The 14,496-nt window shown below is 41.1% G+C and carries 14 protein-coding genes; 5 read left to right on the top strand and 9 right to left on the bottom strand.

Going from position 1 to position 14,496, the window contains the following annotated elements; genetic code table 11:
• Window positions 1-176: 176 nt before the first annotated feature.
• The 5 genes from ispC to rpsB form a co-directional block, all read right to left on the bottom strand.
• Window positions 177-1,370: a 1-deoxy-D-xylulose-5-phosphate reductoisomerase gene (gene ispC / locus PR761_RS12815; protein ID WP_006814043.1), complete on the bottom strand. Its 1,194-nt coding sequence runs from the start codon at window positions 1,368-1,370 to the stop codon at window positions 177-179.
• A 149-nt stretch (window positions 1,371-1,519) separates the two neighbouring features.
• Complete coding sequence (gene frr, locus PR761_RS12810) at window positions 1,520-2,077, bottom strand: ribosome recycling factor (protein ID WP_006814044.1); 558 nt, start codon at window positions 2,075-2,077, stop codon at window positions 1,520-1,522.
• A 108-nt stretch (window positions 2,078-2,185) separates the two neighbouring features.
• Entirely contained in the window at window positions 2,186-2,914 is a 729-nt protein-coding gene (gene pyrH / locus PR761_RS12805; protein WP_006814045.1) for a UMP kinase, read from the bottom strand.
• 187 nt (window positions 2,915-3,101) lie between these two features.
• Entirely contained in the window at window positions 3,102-3,953 is an 852-nt protein-coding gene (gene tsf, locus PR761_RS12800; RefSeq protein ID WP_006814046.1) for a translation elongation factor Ts, read from the bottom strand.
• Between the two features lie 134 nt (window positions 3,954-4,087).
• Window positions 4,088-4,813, bottom strand: a complete 726-nt coding sequence (rpsB, locus tag PR761_RS12795) for a 30S ribosomal protein S2 (protein WP_006814047.1) — start codon at window positions 4,811-4,813, stop codon at window positions 4,088-4,090.
• 645 nt (window positions 4,814-5,458) lie between these two features.
• Between rpsB and map the strand changes: the two genes are divergently transcribed.
• From map to PR761_RS12775, 4 genes are all read left to right on the top strand, one after another.
• On the top strand, window positions 5,459-6,256 hold the full coding sequence (gene map / locus PR761_RS12790) for a type I methionyl aminopeptidase (protein ID WP_006814048.1): 798 nt from the start codon (window positions 5,459-5,461) through the stop codon (window positions 6,254-6,256).
• Between the two features lie 106 nt (window positions 6,257-6,362).
• A complete protein-coding gene (gene glnD / locus PR761_RS12785; protein ID WP_154610939.1) occupies window positions 6,363-9,002 on the top strand; it encodes a bifunctional uridylyltransferase/uridylyl-removing protein GlnD in 2,640 nt (879 codons plus the stop codon).
• 62 nt (window positions 9,003-9,064) lie between these two features.
• On the top strand, window positions 9,065-9,892 hold the full coding sequence (gene dapD, locus PR761_RS12780; RefSeq protein ID WP_006814050.1) for a 2,3,4,5-tetrahydropyridine-2,6-dicarboxylate N-succinyltransferase: 828 nt from the start codon (window positions 9,065-9,067) through the stop codon (window positions 9,890-9,892).
• A gap of 420 nt (window positions 9,893-10,312) precedes the next feature.
• Window positions 10,313-10,699, top strand: a complete 387-nt coding sequence (locus PR761_RS12775; RefSeq protein WP_006814051.1) for a DUF3461 family protein — start codon at window positions 10,313-10,315, stop codon at window positions 10,697-10,699.
• 82 nt (window positions 10,700-10,781) lie between these two features.
• On the opposite strand, the gene PR761_RS12770 is transcribed toward PR761_RS12775, so the two are convergent.
• The 3 genes from PR761_RS12770 to PR761_RS12760 are packed head-to-tail and all read right to left on the bottom strand — an operon-like array spanning window position 10,782 to window position 12,360.
• A complete protein-coding gene (locus tag PR761_RS12770; protein ID WP_006814052.1) occupies window positions 10,782-11,234 on the bottom strand; it encodes a flavodoxin in 453 nt (150 codons plus the stop codon).
• A gap of 25 nt (window positions 11,235-11,259) precedes the next feature.
• The gene (truC, locus tag PR761_RS12765) at window positions 11,260-12,018 is read right to left on the bottom strand and encodes a tRNA pseudouridine(65) synthase TruC (protein ID WP_006814053.1); all 759 of its coding nucleotides are present in this window, start codon (window positions 12,016-12,018) and stop codon (window positions 11,260-11,262) included.
• A gap of 3 nt (window positions 12,019-12,021) precedes the next feature.
• Complete coding sequence (locus PR761_RS12760) at window positions 12,022-12,360, bottom strand: YqcC family protein (RefSeq protein WP_006814054.1); 339 nt, start codon at window positions 12,358-12,360, stop codon at window positions 12,022-12,024.
• A gap of 267 nt (window positions 12,361-12,627) precedes the next feature.
• Between PR761_RS12760 and PR761_RS12755 the strand changes: the two genes are divergently transcribed.
• Window positions 12,628-13,527 carry a VirK/YbjX family protein gene (locus PR761_RS12755; RefSeq protein WP_006814056.1) on the top strand — a complete coding sequence of 300 codons (900 nt, stop codon included), beginning with the start codon at window positions 12,628-12,630 and terminating at the stop codon, window positions 13,525-13,527.
• Between the two features lie 388 nt (window positions 13,528-13,915).
• On the opposite strand, the gene syd is transcribed toward PR761_RS12755, so the two are convergent.
• Window positions 13,916-14,476 (bottom strand): SecY-interacting protein, encoded by a 561-nt coding sequence (gene syd / locus PR761_RS12750; protein ID WP_006814057.1) that lies wholly within the window; start codon window positions 14,474-14,476, stop codon window positions 13,916-13,918.
• Window positions 14,477-14,496 lie beyond the last annotated feature (20 nt).

Raw genomic sequence — 14,496 nt, 5'->3', positions numbered from 1 at the left:
ATCCTTGTCTGTACTACTTGGAAATCCGGCTCAATCATAACGCTTATGATTACATTTGCTGATAAGACACATCCTTTAATTTGAAGACTGCTGATATTGTCTCTATTTTTCAACATAGCCACACATATTAAAGATATATTATAGTTATCAGCAACTAAATAAATCACATATCAAGATTAAAATTCTTGAGAAATGAGTTGAGTTGTTTCACGACGAGCACAAGCATCGATTTCTAAGACCTCATCAATGGATGCTGGTTCCGAAAAATGAAGTTTATCCATAATCTTACGATTAATTTTTGCGATATCCGTAAAACGGATTTTTTCTTCTAAGAAAGCTGCAACCGTAATTTCATTCGCACCATTCAGTGCCGTTGTTGCCGCTTGGCCTTGGTGACAGGCATCAATAGCTAATTTTAGGCAAGGATAGCGTTGATAGTCAGGTTCAACAAATGTTAATGAAGATAACGTTGTAAAATCTAATGCTTTTGCACCTGAGATAATACGTTGAGGATAGGCCATGCTGTAAGAAATAGGTGTACGCATATCTGGCGTTCCTAGCTGGGCGATAACACTACCATCCCGATAACGCACCATTGAGTGAATCACAGACTGAGGATGAATAATGACTTCCATCTGTGTTTCATTAGCATTGAAGAAATAGCAAGCTTCAATATATTCCAAGCCTTTATTCATCATTGTCGCTGAATCGACCGAAATTTTACGCCCCATAGACCAATTAGGATGATTACACGCTTCATCAGGCGTCACATTATCTAGGTAAGATAATGCTGTATCTCTAAATGGGCCACCAGATCCGGTCAATACGATGCTGGAAATACCCGACTTGGTCAGATCTGCAAAGCCTAAATTTAATTGAATCTCGGTAGGTAAGCTTTGGAAAATTGCATTATGCTCACTATCAATAGGAAAGACCGTTGCATTATGTTCACGAATCGCATTAAAGAATAAACGTCCACTAGTGATCAGTGACTCTTTATTCGCTAATAATATTCTTTTTCCTTTACGGATCGCCGCCAAAGTAGGTAATAAACCTGCAACACCCGTGATAGCCGACATAACTTGATCAGCTTCATCTAACCCAGCTAGCTCAATCGCAGATTCTCGACCCGATAACACTTCAGTTTTACAATTATTTTCGGTCAGAATAATGCGTAATTCCTTTGCTGCGTGTTCATCTGCCATCGAAACATATTTTGGATTGAATTCTAGGCACTGGCTAGCCATTTCAGCCACATTTTTACCTGCAACTAAAGCAACAATTTGAAATTTTTCAGGATTTTGGCGAACAACAGAAAGTGTACTTGTACCGATTGAACCTGTAGAACCCAGGATAGTAAGACGTTTCATAGTGATCAGATACTCTGTATTAATTCAATACTGAGATTATATCAGCTTAGAGATAAGAAAGGATTGTTTAATAGAAATGATAAATAATAAAGCCATGCTAAAGCACACTTTTAAAAAATGTGTTCAGATGGCTTTATTATCAAGATGGATTAAAACTCCATCAACTCCGCTTCTTTTTGCGCTAATGCCTCATCAACTTTCTTGATAAAACTATCAGTCAGCTTTTGGATATCATCCTGAGAACGGCGTTCATCATCTTCACTGATTTCTTTATCTTTCAGTAAAGCTTTAACTTTATCGTTAGCATCACGACGGACGTTACGAATAGCAATACGACCTTGCTCTGCCTCACCACGAACGACTTTGATTAAGTCTTTACGACGTTCTTCAGTCAACGCTGGGAGTGGAACACGGATTACTGTACCTGCTGATGATGGATTCAGACCTAAGTCAGACGCCATAATTGCTTTCTCAATCGCTGGAGACATAGAGCGATCGAATACAGAAATTGCTAATGTACGAGAGTCTTCAACTGTCACGTTCGCTAGTTGGCGTAAAGGTGTTGCAGAACCATAATATTCAACTACGATGCCATCTAACAGGCTTGGGGACGCACGACCAGTACGAATTTTACTGATTTGACTTTTTAGTGCTTCAAGGCTCTTTTCCATACGGTCTTGAGCATCTTTTTGGATTTCGTTAATCACGTTATCAACCCTTAAGAACTTGTTATTAACGGCCGCAAAGCAGCCTCGCTTAAATTGTCTGAATTTACTTTAGATAATACATTTAAACTCAGACCATGTCTCTGAGTATTAATTGTGAGAAATCAGAGTTCCTTCATTCTCGCCCATCACAACACGACGTAACGCACCTGGCTTATTCATGTTAAAAACACGAATTGGTAGGTTGTGATCGCGAGCCAGAGTGAATGCAGCTAAATCCATAACTTTCAATTCACGCTCAAGGACTTCTTGATAATTCAAATTTTCATACAGAACGGCATCAGGGTCTTTAGCAGGATCTGAAGAGTATACGCCATCAACTTTTGTGGCTTTCAATACAACATCAGCTTCAATTTCAATGCCGCGTAAGCATGCTGCTGAGTCCGTTGTGAAGAATGGATTTCCTGTTCCCGCAGAAAAAATAACCACACGGCCATGACGTAGCAGGCTAATAGCTTCAGCCCAGCTATAGTTATCACACACGCCATTCAGTGGAATTGCAGACATTAATCTTGCATTCACATATGCTCGGTGCAGCGCATCTCGCATTGCAAGACCATTCATCACTGTTGCCAGCATCCCCATATGGTCGCCAACAACGCGGTTCATGCCAGCTTGTGCTAAACCCGCACCACGGAACAAGTTACCACCACCAATAACCACACCGACCTGTATACCCAGTTCTATAAGTTCTTTGATTTCCTGAGCCATACGATCTAAAACGCTAGCATCGATACCAAAACCTTCTGCGCCTTGTAGAGCTTCGCCACTTAGCTTAAGCAGAATTCGCTGATAAACGGGTTTTGCATTGGTTGCCATGAGTTGTGTCCTAACAGGTAATTATTGGAGTTACATATATAGAGTTATCAATAACCCTATATGACGAAAATTCATTTTATATCAATATTACACAAAATAGTTCAAGTTAAACGAAGCTAGCGCACATGTAGCTTGAAATATAAAGTGTATTAAAGAAAGGCCGCCAATTGGCGGCCCTTTTAGTTGATTACTTGCTCATTGCAGCAACTTCTGCTGCAAAGTCAGTTTCAACTTTCTCGATACCTTCACCTACTTCATAACGGATGAAGTTAGTGACTTTAGCACCTTTTTCTTTCAGTAAGTCACCAACAGATTTGCTTGGATCCATTACGAAAGGCTGGCCAGTCAGAGAAATTTCGCCAGTAAATTTGTTCATGCGACCGATAACCATTTTTTCAGCGATTTCGCGTGGTTTACCAGATTGCATTGCGATGTCTAACTGAATTTGGTGCTCATGAGCAACAACATCAGCTGGAACGTTGTCTGGGGTTACATATTCTGGCTTGCTTGCAGCAATGTGCATAGCGATATGCTTCAGCAGTTCTTCATCTGCGCCTTCAGCGGCAACTAGAACACCGATACGTGCGCCGTGCAGGTAGCTACCTACTTGTGCGCCTTCCAGAATTGCAACGCGACGAATATTGATGTTTTCACCAATTTTCGCAACTAAAGCAGTACGAGCTTCTTCGAATTTTGCTTTCAGAGCATCGATGTCAGCGTTTTTATCAGCAACAACTGATGCTAATACTTCTTTACCGAATGCTAGGAAACCAGCATCTTTAGCAACGAAGTCAGTTTCGCAGTTCAGTTCGATCAACGCGCCAGTTTTACCATCATTGAAAACTTCAGTCAGGATAACGCCTTCAGCAGCAACACGGCCTGCTTTTTTAGCTGCTTTCGCTTGACCTGATTTACGCATGTTGTCGATTGCTAATTCGATATCGCCATTAGCTTCAACTAGTGCTTTTTTACATTCCATCATACCTGCGCCAGTACGTTCGCGCAGTTCTTTTACCAATGCAGCGGTAATTCCAGACATGTGATTTATTCCTCGATATGCCTCGCGAGATTTTCCTCGCAAGGATAGTTCTGATTCACAGAAACAAAAGGGGCCTAGTAGGCCCCTTCTAACCAATATATAGCAATACCTGGTTAATAAGGGCTTTTGCCTTATTATTCAGCTTCTACTAAGCTTTCTTCTGCTTGAACAGCCAGATCTTGTGAACGACCTTCACGAACGGTGTTTGCAACAGCACCCAGATACAGTTTGATTGCACGGATTGCATCGTCGTTACCAGGGATAACGAAGTCGATACCGTCTGGATCAGAGTTAGTATCAACGATAGCGAAAACTGGGATACCCAAGTTGTTAGCTTCTTTGATAGCAATGTGTTCGTGGTCTGCATCGATAACGAACAGAGCGTCAGGTAAACCGCCCATATCTTTGATACCGCCTAAGCTGTTTTCTAACTTAACCAGTTCACGAGTACGCATCAGCGCTTCTTTCTTGGTCAGTTTGTCGAAAGTACCGTCTTGTGACTGAATTTCCAGATCTTTCAGGCGTTTGATTGACTGACGAACAGTTTTCCAGTTAGTCAGCATACCGCCTAACCAGCGATGGTTTACGAAATACTGGTCACAGCTGTTAGCAGCTTCTTGAACGGCTTCGCTTGCAGCACGTTTAGTACCAACAAACAGAATTTTGCCTTTACGAGAAGCAATTTTAGTCAACTCAGCCAGAGCTTCGTTGAACATTGGAACAGTCTTTTCCAAGTTGATGATATGAACTTTGTTACGAGCGCCGAAAATGAAAGGTTTCATTTTTGGGTTCCAGTAACGAGTCTGGTGACCAAAGTGAACGCCCGCTTGTAACATATCGCGCATGGAAACAGTTGCCATTTTATACCTCTGAATATAAGTAATTGGGGTTATGCCTCCACGAATCCCATGCTACCGACTCTAAAGCTGCGTCTAAACGCATAAGAGCACCCCGGTGCACGTGCCGATCCGTGTGTGTTATTACACAATTGAGTTTGAGTTTACGCTAATCCACTTGAACCTGAGATCTGCACCTAGCGCTCAAAAATGAACACCCAAATGAGATAAGAAGAAAAATATGGATTGCCGGCGCGCTTTATACCATAAAACAGAGTTGCAATCCAATATTTGTTGCTTTTTTCGCTGATAAAAATCGAATATGGTGTCGTGATATCACCGGAGTGATGGTCTAATTTATAGTGGTACAACAAAACAATACCTAAACTATAATCTAAAAAATGGGTTTATTCGAATTGAGAAACTCATTTTTTGCAATTTGTGCTACAAAAGGCTCAATTTGAACAAACTGAGATAGCCATGTGGCTTACCCTTTAGGCCTTGGTTGGCAACTCAACATATCTCCTACTATTTGGTAGATAGTTGGCAGAAAATGCGGTGACTGTTACCATACCGCTATCAATGGTAAAAATGTCGCAACAATTGCCCATTTCAACCGCCTTTATTTAACATGTCGCAAATTCTTGCGGACATATATGGACTGAACTCATGGCTATTATTATTAAGACTGAAGAAGATATTCAGAAAATGCGTGTTGCTGGTCGACTAGCAGCTGAAGTGTTAGAGATGATCGCTCCGCATGTAGTGCCGGGAGTCAGTACAGGTGAACTTGATCGTCTGTGCCACAAACACATTGTTGAGCAACAACAAGCGATCCCAGCCTGCCTTGACTACCATGGCTTCCCAAAATCCGTTTGTATCTCTGTCAATGATGTTATCTGTCACGGTATTCCAAGTGACGATAAAATTCTGAAAGATGGAGACGTAGTAAACATTGATGTGACCGTTATTAAAGATGAATTCCACGGCGATACCTCAAAAATGTTTATCGTAGGTAAACCTACCATTCAAGGCGAGCGCCTGTGCCAAGTGACACAAGAAAGCCTCTACCTCGCTATTCGCATGGTAAAACCGGGGATCCGTTTACGTACCATTGGTAAAGCCATCCAAGAATTCGTTGAAAAACAAGACCTATCTGTCGTTCGCGAATACTGCGGCCATGGTATTGGTAAAGGTTTCCATGAAGAGCCGCAAGTTCTGCACTATGACGCAGATGACAGCGGTGTAATTCTGCAAAAAGGGATGACATTCACTATTGAGCCTATGGTTAATACTGGGGATTACCGTATTCGTACTATGAAAGATGGCTGGACGGTAAAAACCAAAGATAGAGGCTTATCCGCACAGTATGAACATACTTTAGTGGTTACTGATAATGGCTGTGAAATTCTGACGCTACGTAAAGAAGAAGAGCCATTTATCTCAGCGGTTCTTATCAACGAATAATCATCTTCTAAGCTCCTCTTATTGGGGAGCTTGTTTCTCTGTTCATCCTTCCAGAAAAAACGTAAGCTGGTCATAATTTCTGTATGGCTATCAACACGGACAGAGAATGATGACGGCACCTTCAAACAACTACCTATCACCAACCCTATTTCACCCTTCCGATCTCGAGTTATCAACATTACGGCAACACGTTGATCAATTTGATGCGTGCCAAGAAACCGCCTTTCACCAAGGCCAAAATGTTGCGGATTTAATACATGCTCGTAGCGACTATCTTGATGCCTTATTAACCAAGCTATGGCAAGCCTACCAGTTTGATCAATACGCCGATATGTCACTCATCGCCGTCGGAGGATATGGTCGCCACGAACTTCATCCATTATCTGACATTGATATTTTGGTACTCAGTCAACAACCTTTACCTGATGAGATTGCCACCAAAGTGGGTCAATTCATCACATTCCTCTGGGATCTACGATTTGATATTGGGCATAGTGTCCGCTCACTCGAAGAATGTATCGAAGCAGGTAAAGCAGATTTAACCGTCGCGACGAACCTGATTGAGTCACGCCTAATTTGTGGCGATATCACCCTATTTTTGACATTACAAAAAACTATTTTTAGTGATGAATTTTGGCCTTCAGCCACCTTTTTTGCTGCCAAAATTGAAGAACAACAAGAACGCCATCAGCGTTATCACAGTACCAGTTATAATCTAGAACCCGATATTAAAAGTAGTCCCGGAGGCTTGCGAGATGTGCATACCTTGCTCTGGGTTGGTCGCCGTCATTTTGGTGCTACCACCGTAGATGAAATGGTTGGCTTTGGTTTCCTAACCGAGGAAGAACGCCAAGAGTTAAAAGAGTGCCTCACTTTTTTATGGAAAGTCCGTTTTGCCTTGCATCTAGAAGTCAAACGCTACGATAACCGCCTATTATTTGATCGCCAATTTAGTGTTGCGCGCGCCTTAGGCTACGATGGGGATAAAAATCAACCCGTCGAGCGTATGATGAAAGATTTCTATCGCGTTACTCGCCGAGTACGAGAATTGAATCAGATGCTCTTGCAGCTATTCGATGAAGCCATTCTTGCCTTAAATCCGGATGAAAAACCGCGCCCTATTGATGAAAATTTCCAGCTACGCGGCACTTTGATCGACGTGATTGATGAAATGCTATTTATCAAGCAGCCAGAAAGCATCTTGAAAATGTTCTATCAAATGGCTCGCTACCCAAATATCACGGGAATTTATTCCACCACGTTACGTCAGCTTCGTTTTGCCAGACGAAACCTTGAGATTCCACTATGCGAACTTCCCGAGGCTCGACGCTTATTTCTTAAAATATTACGTCATCCGAGAGCCATTAAAGGTGCATTTGTCCCTATGCACCTGCACAGTGTTCTAAGTGCCTACACACCGTATTGGAGCAATATTGTAGGTCAAATGCAGTTTGACCTATTTCATGCCTATACCGTGGATGAGCATACTATTCGGGTACTGCAAAAAATAGACAGCTTTACCCAAGAAGAGAATCGCCGAGAACATCCTCTTTGTGTGAGTGTGTACCCCAAAATTCTACAACCTGAATTACTACGCTTAGCGGCCATGTTTCATGATATCGCTAAAGGGCGTTCGGGTGATCACTCAGATCTTGGCGCTGAATTTGTATATGATTTTGCGATACAGCATGACTTTACAACCAAAGAAGCGGAACTTGCGGCTTGGCTGGTAAAAAAACATCTATTGATGTCAGTAACTGCTCAACGCAGAGATATCCAAGATCCCGATGTGATCAAACAATTTGCGGGAGATGTCAAATCGACCTCTCGCCTTAACTATTTGATGTGCTTAACTGTTGCTGATATTTGTGCCACGAATAGCACGCTTTGGAATAGTTGGAAACAGAGCCTGATCCGTGAACTCTATTTATCTACGGAGCACCAGCTAAACCAAGGCATGCAGAGTACACCCGATCTACGTGAGCGCATACGTCACCATCGCTACCAAGCGTTATCATTGTTACGGCTCTCCCCCTCTGATGAAGAGAAACTCAACGGATTATGGTCTCGTTGTCATGCGGATTATTTTCTACGTCATACCCCAACACAGCTAGCTTGGCACGCTAATCATCTTTTACAGCACGACCTTGCTCAACCGCTAGTATTAATCAGTACTCAATCAAAACATGGTGGCACCGAAATTTTCATCTGGTGCCATGATAAATCGCATCTATTTGCTGCAGTCGCGAGTGAATTAGATAGACGCAATTTAAGTATTCATAGCGCACAAATTTTCACCAACAAAGACAATATGGCAATGGATACCTTTGTGGTCTTAGAACCGAATGGTGCGCCTCTCGCTAAAGATAGATATGATCCTATCCGCAAAGCGCTGTTGTTGGCCATTCAACAACCCGAAGTCCAGCAACCAAAATCCCGCTCTATCCCCGCTAAATTGCGTCATTTTAGTGTGCCAACTAAAGTGAATTTTCTGCATTCCAATAATGAACGGCGTACCTATATGGAATTATTTGCCCTCGATCAACCGGGATTGTTAGCCAAAATAGGTCACATTTTTGCCCAAATGGAAATTTCACTATACGGTGCACGGATCACGACTATTGGCGAAAAAGCCGAAGACTTTTTTGTTCTTGCAGATAAAGACCACAAAGCTTTATGTAAAAATATGCAACAAGAGTTGTCAGAAAGGTTGACAGAAGCTATTAAATCGAAGGATAAATTATAGTGCCAACCTATTGAAGGCACTTTTTACCTGAAAGCATTCGAACTAAAGGAGAAATACAATTAATGCAGCAATTACAAGCGATTATTGAACAAGCATTTGAAGATCGAGCCTCTATTACGCCGAATACGGTCTCCCCTGCGGTGAAACAAGCCGTAATGGACACTATTGCTTTATTAGATAGCGGAAAACTGCGTGTGGCAGAAAAAATTGCAGGCGTCTGGGTGACCCATCAGTGGCTAAAAAAAGCCGTTCTGCTCTCTTTCCGTATTCATGATAATCAAGTGATTGAAGGTGCTGAAAGTCGTTATTTCGATAAAGTACCAATGAAATTTGCAGATTACGATAAAGCACGTTTTGAACGTGAAGGCTTTCGTGTCGTACCACCGGCAGCCGTGCGTCAAGGGGCTTATATCGCTAAAAACAGCGTATTAATGCCATCTTATGTCAATATTGGGGCTTATGTTGACGAAGGAACAATGGTTGATACATGGGCAACTGTTGGTTCATGTGCTCAAATCGGTAAAAATGTTCACTTATCAGGTGGCGTTGGTATTGGTGGTGTTCTGGAGCCATTACAAGCCAACCCAACTATTATCGAAGATAACTGCTTCATCGGCGCTCGTTCCGAAGTCGTTGAAGGCGTGATTGTTGAGGAAGGCTCCGTCATTTCAATGGGCGTTTATCTGGGGCAAAGTACCAAAATTTATGACCGTGAAACCGGCGAAATATTCTACGGTCGCGTTCCAGCGGGCTCCGTCGTCGTTTCTGGCAACCTCCCATCTAAAGATGGAAGCTACAGCCTATACTGCGCCGTGATCGTGAAAAAAGTGGATGAAAAAACTCGCGGTAAAGTTGGTATCAATGAATTATTAAGAAGCATTGACGAGTAATCTATTCTATTGTTCTCGTCTCACTCACCTCCCCTTACATTTTTAATGTGATAAGGTGATAACGCGAAGCTACCCCGAAGCGCATACCCGTATGCAAATCGGGTAGCCAAGTGCTACATGGTTTCATAATAAAAAAATCCTCCCTTTAAGCATAAACACCTACGCCAACCAGCCAGAGCCTTCCTGTTATATATCGATAACACCAATAATATAGCGTTTTTTATTACAAACAGAGGTTGGTCAAATGAGAGAAATCGCGCATAATATGACCGAGAGTTTACTAACCGTTATCAATAAACTGCTATGATTAGATAGTTATTTTGTAACTAATCGCTTTATAAGCAAATATGGTTTAGTAAAAACGTGATCAAGAGACCGCCTTGTTTATCGACTCAGTCCCTTACAATTAAGCGAGCTAACATGTACGACAATTTGAAGAGTTTAGGTATCAGTAACCCACAAGATATCGACCGCTATTCCCTGCGCCAAGAAGCTAACAACGATATTTTAAAAATTTATTTTCGCAAAGATAAAGGTGAATTTTTCGCTAAAAGCGTAAAATTTAAATATCCACGCCAGCGTAAGACTGTTGCTGCAACCGATGGAAGCAATAACTTCAAAGAAATTAACGAGATCAATACAAATCTACGTTATGCAATTGAAGAACTTGATCAAATTTGTCAAAACGATCAACCAGATATCGATTTAAAACACAAAATTCTCGATGATTTACGTCATTTAGAACATGTTGTTTCAAATAAGATTGCTGAGATTGAAGCGGATTTGGAAAAACTGACTCGCAAGTAATGACCAATCCACTGCACCGTAAATAGCCATAAATCAGATCGTTTTTATCTGATAGAAAGATCGCCATTTACGGTGCAGAAATTTAGAGTAAATCACCCCAGGCTTGTACCCACGGCTTAGCAAACTCTTCAGGCGCATCAACTTCCGTTGCATCAATATACAAAATATCACCGAGACGACTGGCAGATTGCTCTGCTAGCAACTCATCAAATTGCTTTCCTGCCCCACAAAAATTATCGTAGCTACTATCACCCAACGCCACTAAACCATATTTCAGCTCAGGCTGATAACCTAATACGTCTTTAATTTCATAAAATAGAGGTGCAATTGTGTCTGGTAAGTCCCCTTGTCCAGTGGTCGATGTCACCACTAATGCAACGCCATCCCCTGCGTTATAACTTTGCCAGTCCGTTAATGTTGGCTCATCAAAAACCACCACTTCGTGGCCTTGTTGCGCTAAAATTTCTTCAGCAACTTCAGCTACCGCCAGCGAATTTCCATACACAGTTCCGACAAAAATACCTACCTTTGACATAATACCTCCCCTCTATTAAAACTTATCAAATTGCATGATTGATAACGTTAATATCTAAACTTTTGACCGTATCTAGCCACCCAAATTGTTCAATGAGCGATAACCATTGTGCATCCCAAGATGCAACCAACGATATTTGTTCTTCTGTTATGGGATGAATAAATACAAGTTGGCTAGCGTGCAACATTAAGCGTGATACACCGAAATGCTCAACAACCCCACGATTTTGGCGCAGATCTCCATGCTTACTGTCACCCAGGATTGGATGGCGCAAATGGGACATATGGCGTCTAAGTTGGTGCTTACGCCCAGTTTCTGGCTTAAGCTCTACTAAGCTAAAACGAGAGGTTTCATAGCGCCCAATAGCAACAGGGCATTCAGCGGTTACCAGTGGACGATAATGCGTCACACAATCCTGCAATTTCGGCTCTTTAGAAGCATGTTTATCTGCTATTTTATCCAGCTCTTCTAATAGTGGATAATCCAATCGTTGGGCATCTGTCACATATCCGCGTACAACAGCATGATACGTTTTTTCCATCTTATGTTGTTCAAATTGCTCCGCTAATAATCTTGCGACCTCACTCGATAAGGCGAACAATAGAACCCCAGATGTGGGTCTATCAAGACGATGAATGGGATAAACATGCTGACCAATTTGATCCCGCAAGGTCTGCATAACAAAAACGGTTTCTTTGCTATCAAGCCAACTACGGTGAACTAACATACCTGCGGGTTTATTGACGGCAACGACGAACTCATCTTGATAGATAATCTCTAACATGAATTATCCGCCTGTTACAGTAAACTGAAAATAGCTATCGAGCTCACGTAAATGGTCAAGAAACGCAATAAACTTGCCATCTTCATCATCTTTGTAAACTTCTTCAAAATAAGGGGCAATCGCAAAATTGCTCGGCAATGTTGCTCCCTGCTCAATCATTTCATTCAAACGAGGGATTAGGATCCATTGTAACCACTGTGCGGCCTCCATTGTATCTATCGCAAAAGGTTCCACACTTTCAAATGCTTCAGGGCTTGGCGGAACTTCATCCCATAAAGATTGGGCTTTCATCTCAGCTTCTAGATGCTCTAATTTCTCTAAGATGCGTTGTTCGATATTCATACTAAAACCTATTTAACTGTAATAATTCAAAATATACTGGATTTTATTGCACAATTCTGTCGAAAAGATGGGGCGATACACAATAAATGGGGCTGACCATAATAAAAAACAATATTCCAGATAAAGATGGATATTTTTATACCCTTTACTCTCTTTTATTAAAACAATTTATATTTGTTTATCTTTCATTGTACATTCAGCATTTATTATCAAATGTTTTTCTAAATGATTGGATTTTTTCATTCTTAACATAAAAATGGTTTATCTATGGGACTCTTAAAGCAGTGGCGTCAGCAAAATAAGACGTGGAAATCTTTCACTAATAAATATGTAGAATTAAAAAGAAAGATCCGAATTGCCAAGCTGCCTTCGCAAGAATATCAGCAGTATCAATCGATGTGTGAAAATTACCAAAGTTCTCGACTAGCGGCAGTGATTGATGGTGTTCCTCACTTTATTGAGCGCCCAATTAATAAATACCTGCATAAAGCTTGGAGTGGAAAACAGAAATTACTCACAGCAAGTTACACTCTCGATTTAATTGAGAAAACATTCAAACCAGAAGCTATTGAAGCGATGTTTTCAAATAATCGCTCAGGATTAACCATCGCTAATATCGAACTTAAATCCGGCGATTTTGCTCAATTAAAACTGATTTATTCCCAGTATCCACGAGAGGGTGACCTTTCTGTTCATCTACTTAATGAACTGGGTGACGAAATTTATCTAATGAGTTTTTCATTTGGTGAGAAAGGTCAGCTGTATGTGTGCTCTTTGCAAGGGCCTTCCACGGAACAGAGTGTGGAACAAGTAAAATCTATCACGAAACAAATGCATGCGATGAGACCTAAAAACCTTCTCATGTCGGCAATCTATGCTGTTGCTGCCTTTTTCCAAGTCAAATCAATCCAAGGGATTTCGAATGATAGCCATATTAAAAGCCAACATTTAAAATCAAGCTATAACACTTTCTGGGAAGAGTGTGGGGCAAGCTTAACTTCTGATGGTTGGTACCAACTTCCATTGCAAGAACCTACTCGCGATATTGAATCAGTCAAAAGCCAACGCCGTTCTGAATTTCGTAAACGTGAAGCCCTACGGGAAGCGATGTCCCAGAGTATTATCGAATCGTTGAACCAAAACTCTCGTTCAATAGACCATCAATGATAAAAAAAGTAGCCAGTTAAAACCTAACTGGCTACTTATCTATTTACCAACTTGCATCCTGCAAAACGACATCCTGCCGTCTAACATCCTGTCAAAACAATTTAGCGGATCAATTTAATCTGCTAGGTTATCCATTACCTTGTTTTTATGTATAAAAAGCCAAACAAACTTACCCTGTCCAGCCCGCTAAGAATGTATTAAATCCATTAATGAAACAACCTAGCTCTTCAAACTAAACTATCTAATAAATAACGGCGAAATCTTAAATTGATAGTAACGCCATGAAATTAAAAGTGAAATAATTATCATTTCACTGAAATTAAAAATAATTAAGCGATAGCTTAGCTAAATTGTAGGCTTAGGCTTACAGACTTTCGTCCTTTATCTCTTACCCCTGAGATGATAGTGCAGGCTTCAGTTGTTGAATAAAGCTCGCAAGATTTGTTGCAAGTACTCGCCGTTCCTTACTACCAAATTTTTCCAAAATAATTTCTCCGGTCAAATTACACATAGAAATCATGTCTAGCTCAGAATCTAATGTCCCGATAAATAACGTTGGAGATAGCTTAAGTCGTTTTTGGGTAACTAAATGACCAATAAGATTTTCTTGCAGGCGAATAAAATCATCTTCATTCCAAACTTGCAGTAAATTGAGATGAATATCTTCAAATGTCGCACTGATATCCCCGGCAAATTGAGAGGTATAAAATGCATGGATATCATCTTGCAATTGGATATCCAACGCGGCTGCAACTCGGCTTAAATTTTTTTCCTCTAAAGGAAATGGCTGAGGCTCCCAATAAACCACATCCTCCCCGGTTCGAACAATACAAGGAGAAGGGACACCATATAGGTCACTCGACTCTGGAGGAAATCCGGTTACTTCTTGCCATTTTGAAACATACTGCAAGGTAAAATCTTTAATTAAATCAGAAATTATTGTATTCATTATTTAGCAACTATGAGAAA

It is taken from the genome of Providencia sp. PROV210 (genome assembly GCF_028479445.1).
Taxonomy (GTDB): Bacteria; Pseudomonadota; Gammaproteobacteria; order Enterobacterales; family Enterobacteriaceae; genus Providencia; species Providencia rustigianii.
The sequence above is the reverse complement of the archived record's forward strand: the minus strand, read 5'-3'. Positions and strand labels throughout refer to the sequence as shown.